This window comes from Parasphingorhabdus sp. (assembly GCF_059726685.1).
The window spans coordinates 1,001,551-1,027,544 of the sequence record NZ_AP041068.1 but is presented as its reverse complement, the minus strand read 5'-3'; the positions used below and the strand labels follow the sequence as shown (position 1 = coordinate 1,027,544).

The following is a 25,994-nucleotide window of genomic DNA, read 5'->3' as shown; positions in this document are numbered from 1 at the left end:
TGACGGCAGCAGATTGATCAAGGCGCATTATTTGCGCTCCTTTTTCTTGTACATTGCGAGCATCCGCTCGGTCACGGCAAAGCCGCCAAATATGTTCACGCTGGCCAGAACAACGCCGACAAGGCCAAGCCATTTCGCTGTCTGACCGCCATCAGCCTGCGAGCCCGCAGCGGCCGCAATAAGGGCGCCGACAATGATCACCGAGCTAATCGCATTGGTCACCGCCATCAGCGGCGTATGCAGCGCCGGCGTCACCGACCAGACGACATAATAGCCAACGAAACAGGCCAATACGAAGATTGAGAGAATTGATATAAAGTCCATTATCTGTTCACTTTCAGTCGTTTTTCCAACGAGGTAAGAATTCCATCTACCTTAGTTGCTGTAGCCGATGGTTTCTGGCATTCCTTTACCCTCGCCAGGCCAGCTATCGAATGATTTAATACTTCGTCCTCGCCATATCTATTTGCCAATTCGTCCGAAATTCGTTCGATTCTTGATTCATATTTTTCATAGGTTTTACGATTAGCCAGTTCAAACGACGTTCCTTCACATTCGATCGAATAAACTTCGTCCTCAATTGCAAAAAAAACAGAGTTATACTGACTCAGATCACTTTGACTGGCTGCATTTGAAGCAATATCCTGCTCCACAACACATCCGGACAACAATATTGCTGATAGCACCAAAGACTTCACCCCAGTAACCGCTCGTTCACAACTTTTCCGTCTTTGGTCAGTCGGATGCCCACCGTCACTTCATCATCATCGGGCAGCACAGGCCGTTTGGCCTCTTCATCCCAATAGGCACTGAGGAAATTATAGAGGTTACGGGCAAATAATGCGGAGCTATCCGCCGCCATAGTCGATGGCATGTTGTTCGCGCCGTAAATCTTGACGCCATGCTTCTCTACAACTTTGCCCGCAACAGCGCCTTCGACATTGCCGCCTTGCTCGGCGGCCAGATCGACGATCACGCTGCCTGTACGCATCGTCGCGATCTGGGCATCACTTATTAGCCGCGGGGCCGGACGTCCGGGGATAAGCGCGGTAGTAATCACGATATCCTGCTTGGCAATATGCTTGGATACCAGTTCCGCTTGCGCTTTCTGATATTCCTCGCTCATTTCGGTCGCGTAACCGCCAGTGCCCTCGCCTTCGATGCCTGCAACATCTTCGACGAAGATTGGCTTTGCGCCGAGTGACTGGATCTGTTCCTTGGTCGCGGCCCGCACATCGGTTGCCGATACCTGTGCGCCGAGACGCCGTGCTGTCGCAATCGCTTGCAAGCCGGCAACGCCGACGCCCATAACAAAACATTTTGCAGCAGAAACCGTACCCGCAGCAGTCATCATCATCGGAAAGGCGCGGCCATAGTGGGACGCCGCTTCGATCACCGCCTTGTAGCCAGACAGGTTTGATTGCGAGGACAGGATATCCATCGATTGCGCGCGGGTAATCCGCGGCATGAATTCCATCGCGAGTGCATCAATGCCAAGCCCCGCATATTCATCAACCCGCGCCCGCTCTCCAAAGGGATTTAGGCTGGCAACCAGCCATGCGCCCTTTTTCATTCCTTTAAGCGATTTGGGCTCCGGCCCCTGCACACCCAGAACAATGTCGGCATCTTTCAGCACTGCCGCGCGCGTACCGATACTGGCACCGGCGGTTTCATAGTCCGCATCTGCAATAGATGCAGACAGACCAGCTCCTTTTTCCACCGCCATGGTGGCGCCCAGTCCCGTAAACTTCTTTACCGTTTCCGGGGAAGCACTAACCCGCTGCTCACCGTCGGCGAGTTCTTTTAATACCGCAATTTTCAAGGATTATTCCAATCAGCTGACAATGAGGATGATGACCAATATCGTCACCAGGGCCGTGATGATCGATCCGATCTTCAGCCATGACAGAAAGCGGCCATATGTCTCTTCTGCCGATTTCATATTGTTATCAGAAGCCATGATTCCTCCAAATATTCGAATAAAGATTGTCGCTGCTCTAACCATATATATCGCATGGCTCAAGGCCCCGTAAGCCGATTTACCCTAATAAGAGTGATAGAAAATATCAGCAGGTCTTAATCCGGTCTTTACCCCTCGTTGCTACAGAAGTGATCCATTCTGGCACATATAGGGTAAAAATGGCTCAAAACGGCACGAAATTGCTGATGCTAATTGATGATGAACCGGCGCAATGCCGGCTAATTTCGGCTCTTGCATCGCGCGCGGGTTATCGCACGATCTTTGCGCGCGACGCCGAAACCGCAATTGCTACACTGGGAACACAAGATGGCATGATGCTGGACGCCATTATCCTGGACCATTGGGCACCGGGATCAGAGGCTACCGAGCTGATTACCGAACTGAAATCGCGCCGCCCTGCACTACCTATACTGATGCTGACCGCCGTTGGCTCGGTGACAGAAGCCGTTGATGCCGTTCGAGCCGGCGCGACCGACTATCTGATCAAGCCGGTTGCTCCGGAACAGATGTTGCAGGCTTTGACCACCGCTGTGGAAACCTCAAAGGAAGCCGGTGAGTTGCAACCGCTTAGTGAAAAAATCACGGCGCCGCTGGAATTTGAAGAAATTGTCGGAGCGGCACCGGCCTTCCGCGCGGCCCTTGCGATAGCGGCAAAAGCGGCCCGTGCCCGGGTACCTGTGCTGATCGAAGGCGAAGGCGGCGTAGGCAAGGAAGTCATTGCCGACGCCATTCACGCCGCAAGCCCGCGCTCCAAGCAGCCATTTTTGAAAGTCAATTGCGGTGCAATCATCGGCAATCTGCTCGATTCGATTCTCTTCGGTCATGAAAAAGGCGCCTTTACCGGGGCCTTTGACCGCAAAATCGGCCTTCTACAACAGGCAGAAGGCGGCACGATTTTCCTTGATGAGGTTGATCGGCTGCCTCCGGAAACGCAGGTTCGCCTTCTACGCTTTCTCAAATCTTCCGAGATTCAGCCCTTGGGTAGCCCGAACAGTTTCCAGATTGATGTTCGCGTCATCGCCGCCACCAATCGTTCACTGGACCAGGAAGTTAAGAAAGAGCGCTTCCGCGAGGACCTCTATTACCGACTGAATGTGGTACAGCTTACCATCCCGCCTTTGCGGGACCGGACCGGGGATATCCCGGCTCTTGCACGGCATTTCCTGACTCGGCTGGCGCTGCAGCCCGGGCTTCGCAGCCTCGGCATTACCGATGAAGCATTGAATTTGCTGCGCAGCTATCAATGGCCGGGTAATGTTCGCCAATTGCAAAGTGTTTTGTTTCGGGCCGCCGTAATGTGCGATCGTGATGCGCTCACCTGCGACGAGTTTCCGCAGATTGCATCTTTTGTTGCCGATTCCGGTGATACACATCCGCCGATGCCGAGCAGCCCGGAAGGCATTGGGGTTACATTATATTCTGAAGACGGCAATTTACGCCCGCTGGAAGAAATCGAAGCCGATGTCATTCGTCTGGCTATCGGTCACTATCGTGGACGCATGACCGAGGTCGCGCGCCGTCTCGGCATTGGCCGCTCTACTCTCTACCGCAAACTGGCGGATCTGGGAATCGACAACGCGGCCTGATCTGACTGTTTGATCCAACCACTTGATCTTCCCAGTTGATGTTTAACGCTGCACTCCCTAAGTCTAGCGAACATGACAAACGACCGAATCTTAGCTCCGATCAGTGCGGCCATATCAGCGGCCTTGCTTCTGTCCTCTTGCGGAAAACAGGAGGCCGTCGGTGACGTGCCATCCAGTGAGGAACTGGCGCAGCAGGCTGATGCGGCTAGCAAAGCCATTCGCGATGAAGAGGCCGCTGCCAACGCAGATGGCGCCGCTCCTGTTGTAGATAGTGCTGAAATGACAAGCTATTCCAATGCGCTGCGCGGTTTTTCCATCATGGTTCCGAAAAACTGGACCGTTGATGAAGAAGCCAGTGACGACAATGGGCAAGTGTTTGTGGACAGCGCATCCAATGCGACGGTGACCGCCGGCTGGATAGAAAATCGCGAAGATGCCGATTTGGCCGCCGCCGTTAAGGTGCTGGAAGACGCCGGTGAAAGCGTGACCGGTGACTATGTCAATGAAAATGAATATCGCGCATCCGGCATTATCGAGGAAGGCAGCAAAACGGCTCAGCGTATCCTGCGCAAACCTGATGGTACCATGATCCAAGCTGCCGTCAGCTATCCGGTTGATAGTGCCGAAACTCTTGATCCACTTGCCACACAAATATTGGACAGCCTGGCGCTGCAATAGCGGATATATAACCAGCCGAATTTTTCAAAAGCCGGTTAGGCTGGTTTAACGATTCAGCTTAGCGTCCAGAAACCCTGGAACCGGTCCGTTCCAGCCATCTTCTTCCTCATCGATCGCCTCAGGCTTTGGCTGCTCTTTTGACGGTTTCGCTGACTTTTCGGAAGATTTGGACGGACGCTTTTTGGCTTCTCCGGCCTTATCATCCGCATGCTGTTTTTTGGGCTTGTCGCCTTTTGGTTTATCCGGCGATGATGTCTTGCTGCTCTGCCTTTTTTCCGGCTTGACCGACTTACTGTCTCGCACGGGTATTTTAATACCAGTCAACTTCTCTATGCTATCGACATGCTCATCGTCGCGCTTGGTAACAAATGTGATTGCGATGCCAGTGGCTCCAGCTCGTCCAGTTCGGCCGATCCGATGAACATAATCATCAGGATGCCAAGGGATGTCGTAGTTCACTACATGGCTGACACCCTTTATATCCAAGCCGCGCGCGGCAACATCGGATGCACATAATATGTTGATTTCGCCGGACTTGAAGCGTTCCAGTTCGGCAAGGCGTGAACTTTGATCCATGTCGCCGTGTATCTGACCGGCATCAAATCCATCTTTGCGCATCTGCTGACAAAGATCGCGAACTTCGGTTTTGCGATTACAAAAGATTATCGCAGTATCGACACCTTCATTGTCCAATATACCATAGAGCAGCTTGCGCTTTGCCTTTGGCGCGACGTTGATAATCGATTGATCAATCGACGTGTTGGCTGTTGCAGGCCGTGACACTTCAACAGACTTGGGATTATTGAGAAACTGATCGGACAATTTCTTGATCGGTGGCGGCATCGTGGCAGAAAAGAGCATTGTCTGCCGCGTGGATGGCAATTTCGAACAAATTTGTTCGATATCCGGAATGAAACCCATGTCGAGCATGCGGTCCGCTTCATCAATAACCAGCAATTCACAACCGGACATCAAAATCCGTCCGCGTTCAAACAAATCCATCAATCGACCAGGAGTGGCGATCAGGACGTCGACACCTTTTTCCAAAGCCTTGACCTGATCGCCCATCGAGACTCCGCCGATGAGCAGCGCCATGCTGAGATTGTGGTTCTTGCCATATTTCTCAAAATTCTCTGCAACCTGCGCCGCCAATTCTCGGGTTGGCTCGAGGATCAGCGACCTCGGCATTCGCGCCCGGGAACGACCATGGGCCAAGATATCGATCATCGGAAGCACGAAACTTGCTGTTTTACCGGTACCGGTCTGTGCAATCCCGATAATGTCCTTCATCATCAGGACGGGTGGAATGGCTTGTGCCTGAATGGGCGTCGGCTCATCATAGCCTGCATCAGCTACAGCTTTTAACAATTCATCAGAGAGGCCGAGGTCGGCAAATTTCATAGTGTTTCCGGAAAATTACAGTGCATAGACGCACGATCAACAAGCCTGTCAAAGCTGTTCGGGGGGATGGTGCGAAACGCTGCTTTTGTCAAGCTGTCTAGCGTTTTCAATTGGTCAGACGATGCTCAGCAATGGCGATCATTCGCGTACTAGCAATCGAAACTTATCAATCTCGCATTTCGTGCCGGTTCGCGAATGCAAAATGTCACGGTCAACACAGATTTTCCCGTCACCGGATTTTTCCATGTAGAAACCCGAGTAAAAACTGCGTGCCTGGCATTTTTTCTTTAGCCGGGCCCGTATCTGCTGACGGTCCTTTGTAACTAGATCCAGATAACGCTCACCAAACCGCTGAACTCCAAGAATATTGTCCATCGGCAGACATTTCCCGATTTTCTGCTCCTTATAGGTCACGGGGGCAGATCTTCGCGAAAAATCTGCCACTGGGTTAGACCTACGTGCACGTCGTCGCGGTACCCGGATGATCACCCGCTTTTCGATACGGACCTGCGCCAGTTTGTATTCAGCTGGGCCAATAAAAACGCCCTCGGCTGTCCCCGGAGTATCGGTAATCGGCAGCTCTGAAGCGGTCGGCGTCGCCAGCAGCAGTGATGCAAAAAGTGAAAGACTCACCCGAAACCCCTAGTTATCATCACCATGGCTATAACAACGGCGATTGAACAATTGATGAACTGTCTTTTCTACTGCCATATTGGTGTTTGAGTGCAAAGCATCTATAGCCGAAAAATCCCTTCTCATCATGTTGGAGCGCATCATGTCGGAAATACCCGATTGGTTAAATAGTATGGCCGAAATTGTCGGGTCGAAGGGTTTTACGAGCGCTTCCGATGATATGGAGCCTTGGCTAACCGATTGGCGAGGACGCTATACCGGCAAGGCGTTGGCATTGATCTCCCCGGCCTCAACCGAAGAAGTTTCCGCAATTGCCAAAATCGCCAATGCTCACGCGATTGCCCTTGTTCCGCAGGGGGGCAATAGTGGAATGGTTGGCGGTGCAACCCCGGATAAGACAGGACAGTCCATATTGCTTTCACTGCGCCGGATGAACAAGATCCGTGATATTGATGCTGGTGGTCAACTGACAGTCTGTGACGCCGGTGTGATACTGGAAAATTTACACGAAGCCTTGAACGATCATGGTCAACGCTTCCCGTTGACACTCGGTGGCAAAGGGTCGGCGACCATCGGTGGCCTGGTTTCAACCAATGCCGGGGGTACTCAGGTTTTGCGTCATGGCGCGATGCGTTCGCTAGTGGCTGGTTTGGAAGCGGTGCTCCCCGATGGCAGTATTTATGACGGCTTGTCGCCCCTGAAAAAGGACAATCGTGGCTATGATCTGAAACAGCTCCTGATTGGCGGAGAAGGAACGCTTGGCATTGTAACAGCTGCAACCCTCAAGACCGTGCCAGCCCTGATCGATCGCTGTGTCGCATGGGCTGGTGTTGCCTCTCCCCAAGCCGCCTATGCATTGTTCAAATTTCTCAACGCTCGAGAAGGCCAGTCGCTGGAAGGATTTGAAATCGTCCCGAAAACCTGCCTGGACGCAGTCCTTGAACATATACCGGATACCCGCCCACCACTAAATGATAGTGCATCATGGAATGTGCTCATAGAATTTGTCCGCGATCAGAAACTGGCGGACGATCCGCGCGAACTGGTGGAGAAACTTCTGGCTGAAGCCTTGGAGCAAGGCCTGATCCAGGATGCAGCCATTGCCTCAAACGAAAGCCAAGCCGAGGCCTTTTGGAAGATTCGTGATTCGATTTCAGAAGCAGAACGCGCCAGCGGTCCGGCTTTACAACATGATATCAGCGTTCCCGTCGCGCGGATGGCGGACTTCATAACCACCGCGGGTACGCAGATTGAAGAAGCTTATACCGGTACAAAAGTGGCTGCCTTTGGCCATATGGGCGACGGTAACGTGCATTTTCATGTCAAAGCGCCAACCCAAATCAAAGCAGGGCAGGATGGGTCACAATGGATGGAACAGTCCTCTCAAACGATATCACGGATGGTACATGACCTTGTTGTGGCTGAGGGCGGTTCAATTTCTGCTGAGCATGGTATTGGCCAGACCAAACGCGATGAGCTTGAGCGATTGTCCAGCGATGCCCGTATATTGGTGCTGCGAGCGATCAAAAGCGCGATTGATCCCAAAAACATAATGAATCCGGGCAAGCTAGTTCCTCTTGCGTCCGGCACATCAGCCTCTTAAAGCCGACGCAGCAGATTATTATTGAAAATTTTTATTTCGGAGAATTCCCTATGGCCAGTGCGCCTCAAGCTCAAGCTCTTCCCATGTTTTACAAGGACCTTGTCCCGCTAAATTCCAAAGAACATGCCAACTGGAAAGTCAAAGGTCTGGACGATGCGTCATTCATGCAGGAACAGCATGCGATTCCCTTGACGGTTGATGAATTTACAAATGCTGCGCGCAACTATCCGATTGTTTTTTCGGTTGGCGAGAACAGCGTTCCACTAATTCTTATGGGTCTCAACGAAGGTGTGAACACCTTCATGGGCGAAGACGGCAGGTTTAATCAGCCGGCTTATGTCCCCGCTTATGTAAGACGCTACCCATTCATGCTTGCAAAACTGCAACCAGATGCTGATGAACTCTCGCTCTGTTTCGATCCTACAACTGGCGCGATCGGTGATTATAAAGAGGGCGACCCACTATTTGAGAAAGACCAGCCGACCGAAAAAACCAAGAATATTTTGCAATTTTGCGAGCAGTTTGAACAGGCCGGTCAACGCACGGGTCAGTTTGTAGACGAACTCAAAAAAATGGACTTGCTGATGGACGGCGAAGTTTCGATTCAACAAACAGGCGTGGAAAAACCTTTTGTTTATCGTGGTTTCCAGATGGTGAACGAAGAAAAATTGCGCGAATTGCGCGGCGATGAGTTAAGAAAAATCAACCAAAATGGTATGCTACCTCTGATATATGCACATCTATTTTCGTTGCAAATCATGCGGGAAGTATTCGCAAAACAAGTAGAAGCGGGCAAAGTACCTCAGGTGACAGAGGCTCCCACTGTATAAATTATCAATCAAATAACATCAGACATCATGGCCCAGTGAAGCATATATCAACGCAGAAATATTGCTTCACTGGGCCACCGAGACCTAATCATTGCGGATATCGGTCCGGCCGCTTTTCACTTGAACTCCCTTCCAACGCATGATTTTTGGACCAATTTGGTTTTTCTGCCGGATGCTGCCTGGCGGGGTACCAACAGGCATTTTTGATAACCCTGTCTGTCAATAGATCAGAATCGGATCAATAATTTCGCGATTGGGTCTTGCAACTCGTTACACAAGAGACCACATTAACAGTAGTGCAGATCCACATCCCCCGATTGGATCAGCACAGGCATTCTTTGAATGCCACCTCCCTGAACCTTGGCCACCTCGCCATAACGGCGAGGTGGTTTTTTTTCGAAAAACCTACCACCTACTCAGCAGCGAGCAAAAACTGGCTCCCTATCTGGTCAGCCAGCTTTGCAGCCAGATTCGCAACATGTTCGCTCAGCATCGGCAATTGTGAACCGGGTTCCCGCAGAGCTTCATCCAGGTAACATTGACGATCAACTTCCAGTTGAAGAGCATGCACATCCCTTTCGACCTCACTGTGTCGATCCAGGATATATCCGCCTGAATATGGGTGGTTAAGCCGAGCGTTAATACCAGATTGTTGCAAGAAAGACATGGACAGCTCTGAGTAGCGAGAGCCCGCACTGCGACCGAAAAGGTCGCCAATGACCACATCAACACGGCCCTGTTCTTCATCTAACGGCGGCATACTGTGTAAATCCAGCAAGATGGCTCCACCAAATTTTAAACGCATACGGTCCAATATCTCGGTAATGCTGCGATGATACGGCTCGTGGTAGCTGTCCATCCGGCCATTAATGTCATCCCACTGCCATTTTCGCCGCCACAAGTGACCAATCCCATGCAAGCGACTCGGGACGACGCCTAGTCCGCCGCGCACCTTTCGACTCGGCATAGGCAATTGAGAGCGTGATAGGCCGTCGACAATATCCGCATCAATTTCCAACCGTCCTCGGTTCAAATCGACCCATGCTCGTGGTTTGTGAGCGATAATGGCTGCAAATCCCCGAGTTATCGCCGCGCTGGCAAGGCGATCCGCGTAGCGGTCTTCCAGACGCAGCAAATGGGAGGCGGGAACCGCCAGGTTATCCAATATTTCCTTTGGGTAGACACGTCCGGCATGTGGAACGCTGATCAGCAGCGGAAATTGTATATCATCAACATTATATGATGAAAAAGGCTCTTCATGGAACTCATGGAGGCGCGGGTCTGTCAAACTTTCAGTGATGCCATCTGTCATAGGATTCCATTCGTTCCATATCGAATATCCCAAAAATAGGGTCAACAGAACCAAAATGTTAAGGGATTTGCGCCTATAATCGAATCCCGGCATATAAGCCGCCTTATATTTGGACGATATACACAAGGAATAGCCCGGCACATGATTAAAATTCTCCTTGCGGAAGATGAACAGGCAATGCGTGATCACCTTACGCGTGCGCTGCAGAAATCAAACTACGAGGTAGTTGCAGTGGACCGCGGGACCGCGGCACTTCCCCATCTTGAATCGGAAAAATTTGATCTTCTGTTGACCGATATCGTTATGCCGGAAATGGACGGGATCGAGCTTGCTCAACACTGCGCCAAGGTATCGCCTGACACGCAGGTGATGTTTATTACCGGTTTTTCCGGCGTTACCCTGCGTGCGGGGGAGTCCGTTCCAAAGGCCAAGATTCTGTCTAAGCCTTTCCACCTGAAGGATCTCGTTCTGGAAGTGCAACGGCTATTTGAACCCGATAGTATCGGCGAACTCAATTAAGTCTTGCACCCCGCCAAGTGGCTGGCTAGACGGCCTGCAGCGTGGGCGTATAGCTCAGTGGTAGAGCACTTCGTTGACATCGAAGGGGTCGGGAGTTCAACTCTCTCTACGCCCACCATTTTTCTAGCATACTTTGTTTTTTGTGAAGAATTGACCGCGATTTGAGCGGCCATATCACGGCTCGGCGAGCGGCCATGCCAAGCCGTGTATGCACGGGTAAAGGCACTCAATTCACTATAACCCAATTTTGTAGCAATGTCTGACAGGGACCGCGTGCCCTCCAGAAAATATAGCTGGCAGGTGTCTCGACGAACCTGCTCCAATATCTGGCGAAAAGATGCTCCCTCCGCCACCAGTTTCCGCCGCAGGGTCCGTTCTGCTATACCAAAAGTTTCGGCAGCAGCATCAAGGCTTAGCCCTGATTTATCAAGCAGATAAAACAGGTAATTATAGCTAAGGCTGGCCAAAGTGACGGATTTCGCTCCGTTGATCTGAAACCGGTTCAACTGCTGTTGGCCCATATTCACCAGACTGCGATTCGCAAACGGATTGGGAAGGTCGAGAACTTGCTTATGGAGTTCCAGATATGTGTCCGGCTGATTAAAGAGACACGGAACCGGGGGGCCATCTTCCTTCACCAGTGTCATTGAAGCGCTACGGTCAAAGGATGTTCTATACGTGAAACTGGCTGATTTGACCGGTTGAACATCGTCATCGGTCACGATTTGACCGATGTACGAAAGGGTCGAAAAAATAATGAAAATCAATTCATTGGTCACACAGGAATTCGAATCGGCTACCAACCGGCAAACCGAATTCGATTGCTCCCATCTCAGAAGCGGCTTGTCGGTGCCGGCTAACATCGCTGTCGCAGCAGCTTGCAATACATCCCCTACGGTTTCTTCAAACAGGGCTGTGTAGCAAACATCCGAAAAACCGGTAGGCGTCATGGCTCCACCAATATCCGCGAATATATCATCCCGCCCAAGCTCCCGCGCGGCTGCCTCAGAAAGGGTCGTAATTGCCCGCGCAGAAAATCTCGCCCGCGGATCGCGTAACTGAGCATCAGTCAAATCAAGAGCGGACAGAAGCACCGGCTTTCTAGCGCCCAGCTCCTGGCAGCCACGAAAGACCTGAAACAGCAGTTGTGACGAAACACTGGTATTATCTATATTCAAGCGCCCCATCGAGTTAGCTAGAACTACAGTATTCGGAAGCTCAACGCACTTTCGACGAAGAAGTAAAATTGGCGACGAACATGTCAGTGATGTTCAGTATCGCCTATGCGGTTATGCAGCAAAGCAGGTGCCCTCAGATAGATCCAATTGGACGGCTTCAAAAGCGGATGACGCTTGCCCCCCAGGTAAAACCGCCGCCCATTGCTTCGAGGACCAACAGGTCACCGATTTTAATCCGGCCATCCCGAACCGCCTTGTCAAGCGCCAGAGGCACAGAGGCCGCCGATGTATTGGCATGCTGGTCAACGGTCTTGATCACTTTTTCAGGAGCCAGACTCAGCTTCTTCGCTGTTGCGTCCAATATCCGGGCATTGGCCTGATGCGGTACAACCCAATCGATATTCTCAATTTTTTCACCCGCTTCATCCAAGGCTTCATTCAAGACGGATGACAGGTTGACGACCGCGTGGCGGAAGACTTCACGCCCTTTCATCCGCAGTTTGCCAACCGTGCCCGTCGTACCGGCGCCACCATCAACATAAAGCAGCTGGTTATGTTCGCCATCCGCATGCAACCGAGTGGCCAGAACACCTTTTTCGGTTTCTTCGCCAGACAAGATAATCGCCCCGGCGCCATCACCGAAAAGCACACATGTTGCCCGGTCTTCCCAATCCAGAATGCGGCTGAACGTCTCTGCGCCGATTACGATAGCATTTTGCGCACTGCCGGCACGAATCATGCTTTCCGCTACTGACAGGGCATATAGAAAGCCGGAACAGACCGCCGCGACATCAAAAGCGACGCATCCGTTGCACCCCAGTTCATGCTGCACAATAGTAGCCGTTGCAGGAAAGGTTTGATCCGGCGTCGCTGTTGCCAATACGATAAGATCAATATCCTGTGCCGATAGTCCGGACGCGTCGAGGGCATTTTTTGCAGCTTCCGTCGCCAGACTGGATGTCGTTTCATCATCCTCTGCAATATGGCGAAATTTTATACCTGTCCGCTCAACGATCCATTCGTCGGTCGTATCCACTTTCTTTGCAAGCTCAGCGTTCGACACTCTGGTCCGCGGCAAGGCGGAACCGGTCCCTTTGATGACCGCGCGGCGGGCGGTCGCAACACTCATTTCGCTGTTGCCTCCAACGGGGCTGATGTGCTGATTTTTTCCAAGTCTTCGCTTATGCGTTCCAAGATACTATCCTCTACGAGCCGGGCAGCGACTTCCACAGCATTGGCTACGCCTTTTTCATCGGCACTGCCATGGCTTTTTACGACCACACCGTTCAGACCCAGAAAAACCGCACCGTTGTGATTATTGGGGTCGAGATGCTCTCTCAGCAATTCTGTCGCTGGTCGGGAGATCAGAAATCCGATTTTGGATCGTAGGGAACTTAAAAAGCTGCGCTTTAAAAGATCCGTCACAAAACGTGCAGTCCCTTCCAGAGCCTTCAGGGCGATATTGCCAGAGAATCCGTCCGTAACAATCACATCGACATCGCCGGTCGATATCTTGTCGGCTTCCGTAAAGCCTTGAAAATTCATGGCCAGGCCATCAGCATTCTTCAGTGCATCTGCAGCATTTTGCAAGGTTCCGGTACCCTTGCCATCTTCGGTACCGATATTGAGTAGCTTCACAGTAGGTTTTTCAAAACCGTGCATGATCCGGCTATAGGCGGCGCCCATTACGGAGAATTGCACCAGATTGCGGCTATCGCATTCGGCATTGGCGCCGAGATCCAGCATCACAACATCGCTGTCCTTCATAGTCGGCAGCAAAGCCGCTAAAGCGGGTCGATCAATGCCGGACATAGTTCGCAGCGCCAGTTTCGAGATCGCCATTAGCGCGCCAGTATTGCCGGCGCTGACCGCCGCACTTACTTCACCAGACTTCACGGCACCAACGGCCATGCCCATTGATGTTTTCTTGGAGCCGCGCAACGCCTGGCTGGGTTTTGCATCACCGGAAACAATATCTTCGGCGTGCAATATTTCGGAAGCGGCACTAAGATTGGGGTGGCTTTTCAGCGCTTCTTTGATTTGTGCTTCATCACCGACAAACAGGAATTGAAAACCTTCATGCCGATGCCGGGCCAGAGCGGCGCCGGCGACCATAACACGCGCGCCGATATCGCCGCCCATCGCGTCAATTGCGATTCGCGGCCTCATCCCCACCGGTTATTCCCCTTGATTAGCTGTGTGATGGCGTGACGTTAGTCGACTACAGTTCAAAAGACTATAGATCGACAGCCATTACTTCACGGCCATTATAATGACCGCAAGCCCCACACATATGGTGAGGGCGCTTCAATTCGCCGCAATTGGAACATTCCTGATAGGCTTCGACCTTCAAAGCATCATGGGAACGGCGCATTCCGCGCTTGGACGGCGTAGTTTTTCGTTTAGGGACAGCCATTGCTAAGCCTGTTCGTTAAATTTCAAATTTCTTATATGTGTACAATAAGCCAAATGCCCGTTTTGAGCAAGCGAACCTCTGCAAAACAAAGAGAATCACCCGACTCATGCGATAGCCAATTGCACGCGAAGGGGCGGCTATAACGATTTTCCTGTGCGTTGCAAGCATTGTGCTTCTATAGGCAGCGGATAAATTCACAAAGCTCTTGGGGGAAACCATGATTTTGCCAATAACTCTCACGATTGCCGGCGCGGCCGCGCTGGTCAACATCTGGTTGATGATTCGGGTCGGACAGGTCCGTACGTCAGAAAAAGTCAGCGTTGGTGACGGCGGCAATGAAAAGGTCATCCGCCGCATGCGTGCGCACGCCAACTATGGTGAAAGCCTGCCCATTGTATTGATCCTGATCGCTATCATAGAGCTGGCTAGCGGTTCTCCTACCTGGCTCTGGATTGTCGGCGGATTATATATGCTTGGGCGCGTTGCTCACGGCCTTGGTATGGATGGCGGCAAGCTAGGCAAAGGCCGGACGGTCGGTACAATCCTGACTTTGCTTGTCATGCTGGGGCTCGGTGGTTACGCAATTGCAATCCCTTATTTCAGCGTCACCGACGCCAGCACATCTCCAGCCATTGTACAGCCAGGATAGTCACGCACCGCACCGTCACACAGCAGGCTAAAAGTTACTCTGAGGCTTGTGCCGTCTCTTGAGGCGACAACCAGCGAAGACGCACGGTTCCAGCCCCATCGCCTGGTCCGGCGGCACTGATGGTCGTTGCATGGGCATCAAAGAGTGTTTTTCGCGCAACCTCGATATCATTGGATGATCCATAGGCCCCCATTGGCAACTGGACACGCGCAGCGGCCCAACCAATCAAGGGAAGCTGCGCAGTTGATTTTTCGGTAATTGCGCCGTCTGTCACCTGCAGAGATGGTAGCGTCACCGCCGGAGGCTTGATCTCGATTGCCCAGTCCTTGGCCTGATCTGCGATCCGCTTTTCCAATGCGTAATAAGTATCAAGTGTGGCCCCTTGCAGCGGTTTCGCTGATACGATGGCGCGGCGCTTTGTCGTGTCAATTGTCACGTCATCGACCGATACTCCAGCGACCAACGCCAGATTTTCACGCAATTTGACGACCCGGATTTCGGCCTCCTGTGCCTGTTGTTGGGCACGTGCGGCGGTGAGTTCGGCCGTCATGGCATCGCTTCCGGTTTCCACCCGATATTGCTCGATCGCTACATCAATCGGACGATTGAAGGTGCGGCTTAACACACGGGCGCTTTGCTGCTCCGCATCACCGACAATTTTTGGCGTAAAAACAGATGCACTCACCAGAATCGGCTCGGCATCCCAGTCAATGTCAATCTGTGAAACCCTTGCACGACTGCCAAACTGATCCTTGATATAGCCATTGGCCTGACGCGAAACATTCGCTTCCCATGCAATCTGCTGCAGCGAATAGCCAAGCGGGATAGCCAGTCCCACAAATATGATCACCATAGCACCGATCTGAAACTGCGACTGCCGCTCAGACAAGCTGGAGCGAAAACCATAGAGCCGCGCCATACCGGCAGCGGTAAGGGCTATCGTCATCAAGTTGGTGAAAAACAGCAATAGCGAACCACCGAATACCGACATGTTGAGCGTCGCCAGGCCAAAACCCACCACGGCCAAAGGCGGCATTAATGCAGTTGCGATCGCCACACCCACAATCGTGCCCATGCGCCCACGAATCATCGCATAGGCGCCAGCCAGTGCAGAAAATAGCGCGACCGCAAGGTCAAACAAATTAGGCCGCGTGCGAGACGCGATTTCGGTAGTCACCGTCTGCAACGGCGACAGCGCGACCACCAGGGCAGCAAACAGGACCGCCACCAAAGTCCCAAGAATCAGTGCCTTTGCGCTTCCCTTCAGCCAGGCATAGTCGCCAATGGCAAGCGCGAACCCCGCGCCCATAATCGGTCCCATAAGCGGGGACAGCAGCATGGCTCCAATAACAACCGCTGGAGATGACAGCAGCAAGCCCAATATCGCGATACCGGCCGACATACAGGTCATAAATGCGTAGCGCGGGTTGAAATAGCTATCTTCTTTGACCTTGGCGATAACGGCCGGCTGATCCACGCCGGAACATACGACAACTTTCCACCAGCGACGGAACAGCAGGATGCTTCCGGTTACCGGTTGAAAAGGGCCGGGCTCTTTTTCCGGTTCAGATGCGGGCGAGTTTGCCTCCGCTTGCGAATTTTCAGTCATGGTTTTCTATAGTCCGTCGGCAGCAGCGACGACAATATAGAAACGACATCAGGCCATTACGTCGCGGGTAATTGAAAAATAAAAAAAAATATCTTTTATCATAAAACCGTCTCATCTATATACTACAGATACGTGGAGCCAAGCAGGAGATTTCCGATGCCCCGTCCCGAAACCGATATTGAAGCCGGCCGAGAAAAATTGATCCAAACAGCGGAAGTGATTATCCGCGAACGCGGCGCGATCAACTTCACTATCACAGATCTGGCTGCTGAAGCCGGAATGTCCCAGTCCAACGTCTATCGTTTCTTTGAAAACAAAGACGAACTGGCCGAGGCCATGGCAGGTCGCTGGTTTGCAGAACTGATTACGATTATAGAAGATCTGATCGAGGCTGACATGCCTGCAAAGCAAAAACTTTACGAGTTTTTTGCACGACGTCTGACCATCAAGCGAACCCGTTTTGAGGAAGACCCCGATCTGTTCCGGTCCTATATGGAACTGGGCGACCAGCATTTTGAAGTGATCCGGGGCTATGTCGATCTGACAGACCACTATATGGCAATCATTCTCGCTGAAGCGATGGAAGAAGGCTATTTTGAGGGCCTTGAACTCGACAAGATTGTTTCGCTCGTCAACACGATGGTGCAGCCTTTCTGCAATCCCAACTTGATGATGAACATGATGCACCTTGCCGATGAAGACCGTCTGCGCCAGGTCATAGACACGATCCTGACGGGCCTGAAAGCGCATAATGAAGAGGCACCGAAAAAGACGAAACTCCATATCGCCGGCTGAAGTGCCTGCCACTGCCATAGCTATGGGAATGACCTATTGCTCTATCCCGTGAAATCGGCAAAGAGCCTGCATGATCAACGCTGCCAATGATTGGGCCAATATCTGGCTGAACGCCCATATCGGCCTATCCCTTTTGTCCTTTTCAATAGTCTGCTTCATCGTCTTTGGAGCGGCCTTTTTCCGCGGTTTGACTGGCTTCGGTTATGCGATACTCGCTGTGCCCTTGGTCAGTCTGGTCGCACCGCCTGTTACCGCGGTGGTCATGGCGATATTGATGCAATTGGTTATCGGACCTTTCGGCATCCGGCCGGCCGTAAAAGTCATCAATATTCCGATGGTGGCAAAAATCGCAGCCCTGTCCTGTCTGTTCACCCCCGCCGGCCTTTGGATGCTCGATATTGTCAGTACAGATATCGCCAGGCTGGTTATCACAACCATTGCGATTGGCAGTTTCCTTGCATTCATGATGAAACGTCCGCCACAGCTCAACGAAGCACCGCTGCATATTCTGTTGGTCGGTAGCATGTCGGGCTTGCTCAATGGCTTTGCCGCGATGCCGGGGCCTCCCGTCATTCTCCATTTCGTTCGAAAAGGGGTGCCTCCCATTGTCGCAAGGGGATCAATGATCACAATATTCTTTGCTGCTGCCACCATGGCAACTGTGATCGCGTTCTGGCGCGGAATGATCGATGGAGAGGTTCTGATACTCAGCGCGCTGGCCTGTCCGTTGATGATCGGCGGCAATCATTTGGGTGCGAAATTTTTCGGCAGTGTATCGGAACCGATATGGCGTGGTTTTGTGATCCTGCTACTCGGTGTCGCGGCGGGCTTTGCTTTGTTCAAGCTGTTCTAAGGCGGCCGTCAGGCATCTTTCGCCAGCCATTGTTGCATTTTGGCCGGTGGTGGAGATGCCTTCATTTCCCGCTCGTCCAGCGCAGCCAGAGCCCGTTCGCGATCCGCTTCTGTAAAGCTTCCTGTTGTCAGGCAGAATTCAACCATATTGCCATTGGGGTCGCGGGTATAAACGGAATGACACCAATTATGGTCAATCTCCAGCACGTCGAGGCCAGCTGCATTCCATTTCTTGCGCCAACTCTCCAGCTCTTCAGGTGTGTCTACCGAAAAGCTGTAGTGATTGGTACCTTGCGGCGTTTTTGCCGCTTCGTTGAGATCGTAAGCGTAGTCATCCTGACCCGGTGTATCGTTCAGTTCCCAGAAAGCGATAAACCTGCTGTCATTGCCGTCCATACGGTAGAAAAAATGCTTGCCCCAACCGCCACCCATGACGGGTGCGACCTCGACCTTCACCAGTTCAAAGCCCATAATCCCTTCATAAAATTCATGAATGGCGGCCATGTCTTTCGCCGCTAAAGCAAGATGGTGATAGCTCATTTGCTCGTACCCTTCCGTTTGTCGACCATGCCCATGACATCTGCCGTAGCGCCTTCCGGTGCGGGTACTTCGACAACTCGCTCATCGACATCATCAAATTCAAGCCGCAGCGCCCGACTCATCACCGCGTGCATCATGTAGGTGCAGGTGATGTAGGTCAGCTCTATGATTTCGACTTCACCGAGATGTTTTTTCAGCGCGTCAAAAACACCGTCTGGCACACGGCCTCGCTCCAACACCAGGCAATCTGTATAAGCCAGTACAGCGCGTTCGACTTCATTGAAACAATCTGCCGTGGACCAGTTGGGAATGGCTTTAACCTGTTCTTCGGAAAAGCCTTCAAAGCGCATGGCCTTGCTGTGCTGCGAATAGACAAATTGCGACCCCACAGCATAGCCCGCACGGATCTGGCCAAGTTCTCGGAGCTTGGGGTCCAGCTTGCGATTAGGTGACCGATAAAATCCAAAGCCCTCGGTCGTGTGTTTGAAAGCGTCGGGAACTTGCGCAAAAACAGTCCACCAATTGCCGGGCGTGCCCGTGGCCGTGCCTGGCTCTGCAACCGGATCGCGATCCCCGAACAGGGCCTGATAAAGTTTCAGAACATAATCATCCGTCACTTCAGACCGAGATATTTCGCGCAGTCGGGGCATGGGTTTCTCCTATGCACGGAAGCTAACACCATCGTCATTCCAGCGAAAGCAGGAACTACAACGCCCGGTCAGGTTGTTTTATATAGATACCACCCATCACCCAACGGTTCGATCCAAATATAGTGGAACGTGGAGATTTCCGGAACGTGTTCAGGCGCAGCGTGCAAAAAGCCAACGCTATTATCCAATATGCCGCCGATACTAACCACAAACATATCGTCTTTTTGTTCCGCGTAGTTGAGATGTAGCTTTTCAACCAGTTCATTTACGCGCGGCTGATCTGACTTGAAAACAGCATTCACGTCCAATTCTTTCATAGAGCGATCATATACCGGTTTCAGCAGACGCATTTCCTCAAGCTCTGCTTTGTGATCGTAAAACCAAGATCGCAATTCGGAATCGGAAAGAGTTGTAAGTAAAATATTCTGATAGGTTGCTTCCAAATCGGGTGTAAGATCAGACCGCCCCGCCATCTCACGTTTCATTTCCCAAATGAAGCCAGGAAGCGCCAAAGATCGGATTGCATATACTTGCCATTGATCCTTTGGTTTCTGCAGATAGAAATAGTCATTGGAAACGCCAGAAGGCACCGTCCGCCTGGCAACAGCCTTTGAGGTAGAGATCATGATAATCTTGTCGATTTCCGAGCGCAGCTCTCGCGCCTGAAACGCTGGTTCTGCAAGCTCTCCCGATACAAGGCCTTCATCTGCAAGGGATTCATTGTCGCCGCTTATCACCAGAGACAGGAAACGTTCCGCTCGGTCGATTACAATCTGCCTCTCAGTGTTAACGTCGGAATGTGCATGGACATTGGCTTGTCCGTTCACCGAATTCGTCGAAATGCCGATGAATGCAAGCAGCAGTATGACCGCAACAATGGTTTTCAAACCATTGTTGCGCTCATCTACCATATTTCTAGCCTGCCAGATTGCGCAGCACGTAATGCAGGATGCCGCCGTTGAGGAAATATTCCATCTCGTTGGCGGTATCGATCCGACAGAGCGTTTCGAATGTTTCCGTCGAGCCATCAGCGCGGGTCATTTCAACCTCAACCGTCTGGCGCGGATCCAGCGTCGCGACACCCTTGATGGTGAAGCTCTCACTGCCATCAAGGTTCAGGCTGTTGCGATCAACACCTTCCTCAAATTGCAGCGGCAATACGCCCATTCCTACCAGGTTGCTGCGGTGAATACGCTCATAGCTTTCCACGATCACAGCGCGCACGCCCAGCAGGTTCGTGCCTTTCGCGGCCCAGTCGCGCGACGAGCCGGTACCATATTGTTCCCCGCCAATAACCACCAGATCATTGCCGTCCGCTTTGTGGCGCATGGCGGCGTCGTAGATGGGCATGATCTCACCATTATATTTGGTGTAGCCACCTTCCTTGCCGTCGGCCATTTCGTTCTTGATGCGGATGTTGGCGAAGGTTCCGCGCATCATAACATCGTGATTTCCGCGGCGGGAGCCGTAGCTGTTGAAGTCCTGCTTCGCCACCTGATGGTCGCGCAGATACTCACCGGCTGGCGAGTCTTCCTTGATCGCACCGGCCGGAGAAATATGGTCGGTCGTGATCGAATCGCCCAATAATGCCAGTGTCTTGGCGTCGATAATGTCGCCAACAGGCTCCGGCGTCATGGTCATGCCATCAAAGTAGGGCGGATTGGCCACATAGGTAGACCCCGCACGCCACTGATAGGTGTCGCCGCCAGTCACATCGATATCCTGCCACGCCGCGTCACCTTTATAGACATCGGCATAGCGGCTCTCGAACATCTCGCGCGACACGGCCCCGCCCATCGCGGCGTTAACCTCGTCATTGGTCGGCCAGATATCGCGCAGATACACATCCGCACCATCGCTGCCCTGCCCGATCGGCGTCTCGTACATATCCTCACGCACCGTGCCTTTCAGCGCATAAGCCACAACCAGCGGCGGCGACGCGAGATAGTTGGCCCGCACGTCCTGAGACACACGGCCTTCAAAGTTCCGGTTGCCCGAAAGCACCGAAGCCGCGACCAGATCATTGTCATTAATCGCCTTGGAAATCGGCGCCGGCAAAGGCCCGCTATTCCCGATACAGGTCGTGCAGCCATAGCCGACCAGATTAAAGCCAAGATAGTTGAGATCCTCGGAAAGCCCCGCCTTGTCGAGATAATCCGTCACCACCTGTGACCCGGGCGCCAGCGAACTCTTCACCCATGGTTTGCGCTGCAAGCCCCGCTCCCGCGCCTTGCGCGCGACCAGACCGGCGGCAATCAGCACGCTGGGGTTGGACGTGTTGGTGCAGGACGTAATCGCCGCAATGGTGACATCACCATGGCCCAGATCATGATCCGCGCCATCCACCGCGACCCGCTTGTCAGGATCGGATGAATTGAAAACGTCGACAATATCCTTGTTAAAGCCCTCGTCGAGATCGGCCATGGACACACGCTGTTGCGGCAATTTCGGACCGGACAGCGATGGCACCACGCTGGTCATGTCGAGCTCCAGCGTCTTGGTATAGATCGCCTCCACCTCGTCATCATGGCGCCAGAAACCCTGCTCCTTGGCATAGGCTTCGGTCAGCGCAATATCCGCTTCGCTGCGACCGGTCAGGCGCAGATAATCCAGCGTCTTGTCATCAATCGGGAAGTAACCGCAGGTCGCGCCATATTCCGGCGCCATATTGGCAATGGTCGCACGATCCGCGAGCGACAGCGCCGCCACACCCGGCCCATAAAATTCAACAAAGCGCCCGACCACGCCCACTTCGCGCAGCATCTGCACACAGGTCAGCACCAGATCGGTCGCGGTAATGCCCTCGGCCAACTCGCCGGTCAGCTTGAACCCGACCACTTCGGGGATCAGCATCGATACCGGCTGGCCAAGCATCGCGGCCTCCGCCTCAATCCCGCCCACGCCCCAGCCGAGCACGCCCAGACCGTTGATCATCGTCGTATGGCTGTCCGTGCCGACACAGGTATCGGGATAGGCGACCATATCGCCATTCTGATCCTGGGACGACCACACGGCCTTCGCAATATTTTCCAGATTCACCTGATGGCAAATACCGGTTCCGGGAGGCACAACGGAGAAATTATCGAACGCCTTCGATCCCCATTTCAGAAATTCATAGCGCTCCATATTGCGCTGATATTCCAGCGCCACGTTATTCTCAAACGCTTGCGGCGTGCCAAATTCGTCGACCATGACCGAGTGGTCAATCACCAGATGCACCGGCACCTGCGGGTTGATCTTCTGCGCATCGCCGCCCAGCGACTTAATCCCGTCGCGCATCGCCGCGAGGTCAACAACCGCCGGAACGCCGGTAAAATCCTGCATCAAAACGCGGGCCGGGCGGTACTGGATCTCAGCCGTAGACTTGGCCTCTTTCTGCCAGTCAACCACCGCCTGCGCATCGCCAGCCGCCACCGTGTGGCCGCCATCTTCAAAGCGCAGCATATTTTCAAGCAAGACTTTCAGCGTATAGGGCAGCCGTTCGATATCCCCGAGCTTCGCCGCCGCCTTCGCGAGCGAATAATAGGCATAGCTGGTGCCATTAACATTAAGCGTCGCGCGCGTGCCGAGTGAGTCTTGTCCGGTGGTCGTCATAATTCGTCCCTTATTTTAATTTTTTGCCGGTTTGGCCTGTCCGCCGAACCCTGAAATTTATTCAGGGGAAGGCGGAGGGGAGCAGGCATTCCGGCGAATGAATCGATGTTCGAGAGCGCTTTAGCGCAGGGGGTGCCGGGGTGCAATGGTGAGGGCGATGAGATATCGAGCGACAGCACAATCTCTTTCATGACCCGGTCTTTCTCACACAGGATTTTTATGATCCGCTGATAGTGTCCAATTTGGTCATATCTCAATGCCAGTCCTTTACGATCTTTCTGCCATTTCTGCCCCGGCAGCGGCTGGGGAGTCGGTAAGCCCCCCTTAAAGGAAGGGAAGAACTAAACCCGCCGCTCCACAAATCGCGGTATAGATTTTGGGTTCATAATTGACCGTTCGGCCTATCGGCACAAAGACAACGCCCAGCTGGGCCTCTTCGTCAAGTTAGAGGGTACAACTACATAAAGAATAGGCTACAATCCAAAATTTAGATCGGTAGAAAGCCCAATTCAAATATTTTCGGGCGAAGCTTATCGCCAAGAGCTTTGTATGAGGCTTTGAACGCATCGAAATCGGTCAGTTCGATATCACCATATTGCTCCAGCGCCTTGCGGATTTGATACCAGCCCGCATCGGCGCGGTTGAGTTTAAGCTCGTCCCTGATTTTGCGCGGGAAGCTGATGGAGTGGAAGCGCCTCCATAATTTACGCCCTTCATCAAGCACAGCCTGCGCTTCGGGCGAGAAACTCATGTCCGCCATGTAGCGCACCATGAAATCGCTCTCGAAACGCGCGTTGGCCCCGATTTCCGTCTCGGTGAAGGGGATGAAATGATTGATCAAAGACCATTCGCGGTCACTCCATTCCAAACCGTCTGCTCCGGCGGTAAGGTTGCTGCCATGAAATAGCATCCAGATTAGGCAATCGGATTTGAACTCTTCGGTCAATTCCTCTGAGGGTTGCAGGAATTGGTCACGGTCGTTGAGCCATGTCGGCTTGATGAGGCGGCGGACGGAAAAGACTATGGCGGCTTGCCAGAGATTGCCTGAGTTCACGAAAAAGCCGCGCCCACTTCCGTACCCAGATGAAAAAAGCATTGTTTTCGCGGTTGCATTTTGCAGATCATTTCCGGCACAGTTCAACCATGCAATTGCATCGTCTGACCAACGATCGCCCCGCAAATCTTTGGTCGCTGTCGCAGGAACCAGCGCGCTTTTCAGTGGGATGGTAGGTTCCGAATTGGAAGGTGGTCTCGGCACCCATTCTGTGAGCAGCGGTAGGCAATCATAATTGAGGAAAGTTTTCTCGCCAATGAGGTTGCCTGCTTTGTCGAGCATGTTTGAAGTGACATTCTCAATCGGTACATCCTTTGCAGTGTCCCAAATAAAGAAGCTTATTGGAAAGTCCCCTTTAAGGCCCTCAAATGACTTACTGTGGACTGCAAAGCCGCCCAAATATTCAGCTCTCCATACTTGCCGAAAATCGCTTAGGGTGGGAGTGCAAATGTATTTAACCTTGCTGAAAATAGCCAGCTTTGCACGCGGCAATTCCTGATCAACGCGCGCAATGAATTGCATGAATAGTTCGTTGGTTGCTTTCCCGTAGCCAGCCATTCCAGTCTGAGCATACAGGGTATTTGCTACGCCAAGTTTGTTTTGGCTGACCGCCATCGGCACGGCCATACCACCTCCAGTCGCCTCCGCATAAGGCGGGTTAATCAGCACCAATATCGGCTTTGCACCCTTTTTGCCTTCCTTCGCGTCTTCAATTGCCTGCCGCAAACCGTCGGGCAGCTTGTTTGACAGGCTGTAATCAATCTCGCCAAAATCGGTCACATCATCGTTGAGATAATCATATTGAAAAATCTCGGCCCCGGCGAAGGCGGGGTTGGAGCGCATGATGGTAACATCTTCGAAATCGAGCGTACTCATATAGACATTGCGCAGATTGCTATGCTTCGCCTCCAGATTGCCGACGCCCGCGCACATATCCCACACGATATATTTCTTCTGCCAGTTCTCCCCCAGCGTGGCGGTGAGCTGATCATACGCTTTGTCGACGATATGCAGCGGTGTGTAATATGCCCCCTTGAACTTTTGATCATCAATCGGCAGCAGGCTGTCGCGCCGTTCAAGCAGATAGTGTCGGTGCTTTTGTTCGGGCGGACGATGGTAGATTTTCCAAAAATTATAATAGCCGCGGTCACTGGCGGGCTCATAGGTCTCACCATGCAGCAGGAAGGTTGGCCCTTCTGCGGTCATTAGCAATCGCGCGGGCAGATTGGCCATCGCGGCTTCCTTGCCATTGTGCATGATGTCGGCAAAGAACAACACGGCGAAATCGCCTTCGTTAGTCACCCCCAGTTCCACGCCAACCATAGCGACCCATTTGTCGAACACCTGCCGCAAATTATCGGGCGTGATCGGAGTGCGGATGATACGCCCTTCGGCAATAGCGGATGTGACGGCGTCGATGAATTCGTGTTCGTGGCTGTCGATCTCGTAAACTACATAATGCGTTTCAATAGCCGGGGCGATCTTCGTGGCCAGCGCCATGTCGGCCTTTGAGCCCGATTTGGGCCACTCAATACTCTTGTCTTCAAGAATCGGCAGGGCATGTTCGGTCGGGATCAGCGCCGCCTTTTCTCTATCAATCACGCACAGAAAACCGGGAATTGGCTCTCCGCGCTTTTTTGCGGCACGAACATATACAAGCAACTGCGCGAACATGAGAAGCGGAGGAGTGGACGCCTCCTTGGCCTCGAACCAAATTTCTTCTGTTTGGATGTCGACCAAACCCTTGAAATAGGATTTCAGGCCGAGCGCCTCTATGTAGGCGTCTTTTACATCTTCCTCGGTTTTAGCTCGCGCTAGGGCTTCCAAAAGGTTCATACGCGACCTCCGTCACTTCTGAACGGAAAATCCACGCTATTGGTGTAGATCAGATCGGAAAAGACCTTTTCATGGCGTTTGCGCTTTTCAATAGAATAGTTCGTGAGCACGCCGCCGTAGCTATATTCGGTAGCCTGTCCGTTGTCATACTTTACACAGACTTGATCCAGATAGTCGCTGACGGTCAATGGCTTTCTCCCCTTGCTGATCTGTTTGCCCTGCCCGCCTTGGCGACGCAATCGCTTTTGTTTGGCCATGACCGAAAAAGGTAATCCAAC

At 52.5% G+C, this 25,994-nt stretch carries 25 protein-coding genes, 1 tRNA gene and 1 pseudogene; 9 read left to right on the top strand and 18 right to left on the bottom strand.

From position 1 onward, the window contains the following. Positions 1–27: 27 nt before the first annotated feature. From AC6I9Z_RS05160 to AC6I9Z_RS05145, 4 genes are read right to left on the bottom strand one after another with little or no spacing between them, the layout of a single operon-like run. The gene (locus AC6I9Z_RS05160; protein WP_109355040.1) at positions 28–324 is read right to left on the bottom strand and encodes an NAD(P) transhydrogenase subunit alpha part 2; all 297 of its coding nucleotides are present in this window, start codon (positions 322–324) and stop codon (positions 28–30) included. Next, positions 324–698, bottom strand: coding sequence for a hypothetical protein (locus AC6I9Z_RS05155; RefSeq protein ID WP_461458298.1), 375 nt, complete (start codon positions 696–698; stop codon positions 324–326). Before AC6I9Z_RS05155 ends, AC6I9Z_RS05160 begins: the two co-directional genes overlap by 1 nt. After that, the gene (locus tag AC6I9Z_RS05150; protein WP_461458299.1) at positions 695–1,822 is read right to left on the bottom strand and encodes a Re/Si-specific NAD(P)(+) transhydrogenase subunit alpha; all 1,128 of its coding nucleotides are present in this window, start codon (positions 1,820–1,822) and stop codon (positions 695–697) included. The genes AC6I9Z_RS05155 and AC6I9Z_RS05150 overlap by 4 nt, the downstream gene beginning before the upstream one ends. A 12-nt stretch (positions 1,823–1,834) precedes the next feature. Continuing rightward, on the bottom strand, positions 1,835–1,960 hold the full coding sequence (locus AC6I9Z_RS05145) for an aa3-type cytochrome c oxidase subunit IV (protein WP_461458301.1): 126 nt from the start codon (positions 1,958–1,960) through the stop codon (positions 1,835–1,837). A gap of 179 nt (positions 1,961–2,139) precedes the next feature. On the opposite strand from AC6I9Z_RS05145, the gene AC6I9Z_RS05140 reads away from it, so the two are divergent. Both AC6I9Z_RS05140 and AC6I9Z_RS05135 read left to right on the top strand, forming a co-directional pair. Further along, on the top strand, positions 2,140–3,567 hold the full coding sequence (locus AC6I9Z_RS05140; protein WP_461458303.1) for a sigma-54-dependent transcriptional regulator: 1,428 nt from the start codon (positions 2,140–2,142) through the stop codon (positions 3,565–3,567). 72 nt (positions 3,568–3,639) lie between these two features. Further along, complete coding sequence (locus AC6I9Z_RS05135) at positions 3,640–4,245, top strand: hypothetical protein (protein ID WP_109355036.1); 606 nt, start codon at positions 3,640–3,642, stop codon at positions 4,243–4,245. Between the two features lie 45 nt (positions 4,246–4,290). On the opposite strand, the gene AC6I9Z_RS05130 is transcribed toward AC6I9Z_RS05135, so the two are convergent. Together AC6I9Z_RS05130 and AC6I9Z_RS05125 are read right to left on the bottom strand one after the other, a co-directional pair. Next, positions 4,291–5,646, bottom strand: coding sequence for a DEAD/DEAH box helicase (locus AC6I9Z_RS05130; protein WP_461458306.1), 1,356 nt, complete (start codon positions 5,644–5,646; stop codon positions 4,291–4,293). Positions 5,647–5,784: 138 nt separating this feature from the next. Then, complete coding sequence (locus AC6I9Z_RS05125) at positions 5,785–6,279, bottom strand: hypothetical protein (RefSeq protein ID WP_109355034.1); 495 nt, start codon at positions 6,277–6,279, stop codon at positions 5,785–5,787. A 142-nt stretch (positions 6,280–6,421) separates the two neighbouring features. Here AC6I9Z_RS05125 and AC6I9Z_RS05120 point away from each other — a divergent pair, with 142 nt between their 5' ends. Then, positions 6,422–7,882: an FAD-binding oxidoreductase gene (locus AC6I9Z_RS05120; RefSeq protein ID WP_461458308.1), complete on the top strand. Its 1,461-nt coding sequence runs from the start codon at positions 6,422–6,424 to the stop codon at positions 7,880–7,882. Positions 7,883–7,932: 50 nt separating this feature from the next. Beyond that, a complete protein-coding gene (locus AC6I9Z_RS05115; RefSeq protein WP_461458310.1) occupies positions 7,933–8,712 on the top strand; it encodes a SapC family protein in 780 nt (259 codons plus the stop codon). A 412-nt stretch (positions 8,713–9,124) separates the two neighbouring features. Here AC6I9Z_RS05115 and AC6I9Z_RS05110 read toward each other — a convergent pair whose 3' ends face one another. Continuing rightward, on the bottom strand, positions 9,125–10,024 hold the full coding sequence (locus tag AC6I9Z_RS05110; RefSeq protein WP_461458312.1) for an N-formylglutamate amidohydrolase: 900 nt from the start codon (positions 10,022–10,024) through the stop codon (positions 9,125–9,127). Positions 10,025–10,165: 141 nt separating this feature from the next. On the opposite strand from AC6I9Z_RS05110, the gene AC6I9Z_RS05105 reads away from it, so the two are divergent. Together AC6I9Z_RS05105 and AC6I9Z_RS05100 are read left to right on the top strand one after the other, a co-directional pair. After that, positions 10,166–10,543 (top strand): response regulator, encoded by a 378-nt coding sequence (locus AC6I9Z_RS05105; protein ID WP_109355029.1) that lies wholly within the window; start codon positions 10,166–10,168, stop codon positions 10,541–10,543. Positions 10,544–10,586: 43 nt separating this feature from the next. Next, positions 10,587–10,661: transfer RNA gene (locus AC6I9Z_RS05100), tRNA-Val, on the top strand. Positions 10,662–10,731: 70 nt separating this feature from the next. Here AC6I9Z_RS05100 and AC6I9Z_RS05095 read toward each other — a convergent pair. The 4 genes and pseudogenes from AC6I9Z_RS05095 to rpmF form a co-directional block, all read right to left on the bottom strand. Then, positions 10,732–11,730 (bottom strand): annotated as a pseudogene (locus tag AC6I9Z_RS05095) (AraC family transcriptional regulator ligand-binding domain-containing protein); the annotation flags it as partial. Between the two features lie 148 nt (positions 11,731–11,878). Further along, on the bottom strand, positions 11,879–12,850 hold the full coding sequence (locus AC6I9Z_RS05090) for a beta-ketoacyl-ACP synthase III (protein ID WP_461458314.1): 972 nt from the start codon (positions 12,848–12,850) through the stop codon (positions 11,879–11,881). Beyond that, positions 12,847–13,890 carry a phosphate acyltransferase PlsX gene (gene plsX / locus AC6I9Z_RS05085; protein WP_109355026.1) on the bottom strand — a complete coding sequence of 348 codons (1,044 nt, stop codon included), beginning with the start codon at positions 13,888–13,890 and terminating at the stop codon, positions 12,847–12,849. The genes AC6I9Z_RS05090 and plsX overlap by 4 nt, the downstream gene beginning before the upstream one ends. Before the next feature lie 67 nt (positions 13,891–13,957). Then, complete coding sequence (gene rpmF / locus AC6I9Z_RS05080) at positions 13,958–14,137, bottom strand: 50S ribosomal protein L32 (RefSeq protein ID WP_109355024.1); 180 nt, start codon at positions 14,135–14,137, stop codon at positions 13,958–13,960. Positions 14,138–14,354: 217 nt separating this feature from the next. Between rpmF and AC6I9Z_RS05075 the strand changes: the two genes are divergently transcribed. Continuing rightward, positions 14,355–14,786, top strand: coding sequence for an MAPEG family protein (locus AC6I9Z_RS05075; RefSeq protein ID WP_461458317.1), 432 nt, complete (start codon positions 14,355–14,357; stop codon positions 14,784–14,786). Positions 14,787–14,820: 34 nt separating this feature from the next. Here the strand turns inward: AC6I9Z_RS05075 and AC6I9Z_RS05070 are convergent, their stop codons facing one another. Then, complete coding sequence (locus AC6I9Z_RS05070; RefSeq protein WP_461458318.1) at positions 14,821–16,395, bottom strand: DUF389 domain-containing protein; 1,575 nt, start codon at positions 16,393–16,395, stop codon at positions 14,821–14,823. 156 nt (positions 16,396–16,551) lie between these two features. Between AC6I9Z_RS05070 and AC6I9Z_RS05065 the strand changes: the two genes are divergently transcribed. Then, entirely contained in the window at positions 16,552–17,190 is a 639-nt protein-coding gene (locus AC6I9Z_RS05065) for a TetR family transcriptional regulator (protein ID WP_461458320.1), read from the top strand. A gap of 70 nt (positions 17,191–17,260) precedes the next feature. Further along, positions 17,261–18,043, top strand: a complete 783-nt coding sequence (locus AC6I9Z_RS05060; RefSeq protein ID WP_461458322.1) for a sulfite exporter TauE/SafE family protein — start codon at positions 17,261–17,263, stop codon at positions 18,041–18,043. A gap of 8 nt (positions 18,044–18,051) precedes the next feature. Here the strand turns inward: AC6I9Z_RS05060 and AC6I9Z_RS05055 are convergent, their stop codons facing one another. The 6 genes from AC6I9Z_RS05055 to AC6I9Z_RS05030 form a co-directional block, all read right to left on the bottom strand. Next, the gene (locus AC6I9Z_RS05055) at positions 18,052–18,582 is read right to left on the bottom strand and encodes a VOC family protein (protein WP_461458324.1); all 531 of its coding nucleotides are present in this window, start codon (positions 18,580–18,582) and stop codon (positions 18,052–18,054) included. After that, on the bottom strand, positions 18,579–19,232 hold the full coding sequence (locus AC6I9Z_RS05050; protein ID WP_461458326.1) for a carboxymuconolactone decarboxylase family protein: 654 nt from the start codon (positions 19,230–19,232) through the stop codon (positions 18,579–18,581). Before AC6I9Z_RS05050 ends, AC6I9Z_RS05055 begins: the two co-directional genes overlap by 4 nt. A 68-nt stretch (positions 19,233–19,300) precedes the next feature. Beyond that, complete coding sequence (locus AC6I9Z_RS05045) at positions 19,301–20,143, bottom strand: hypothetical protein (protein ID WP_461458327.1); 843 nt, start codon at positions 20,141–20,143, stop codon at positions 19,301–19,303. Between the two features lie 4 nt (positions 20,144–20,147). Further along, a complete protein-coding gene (acnA, locus tag AC6I9Z_RS05040) occupies positions 20,148–22,826 on the bottom strand; it encodes an aconitate hydratase AcnA (protein ID WP_461458329.1) in 2,679 nt (892 codons plus the stop codon). A 487-nt stretch (positions 22,827–23,313) separates the two neighbouring features. Continuing rightward, positions 23,314–25,716, bottom strand: coding sequence for a hypothetical protein (locus tag AC6I9Z_RS05035; RefSeq protein ID WP_461458330.1), 2,403 nt, complete (start codon positions 25,714–25,716; stop codon positions 23,314–23,316). Next, positions 25,713–25,973 (bottom strand): hypothetical protein, encoded by a 261-nt coding sequence (locus AC6I9Z_RS05030; protein ID WP_461458332.1) that lies wholly within the window; start codon positions 25,971–25,973, stop codon positions 25,713–25,715. Before AC6I9Z_RS05030 ends, AC6I9Z_RS05035 begins: the two co-directional genes overlap by 4 nt. Positions 25,974–25,994 lie beyond the last annotated feature (21 nt).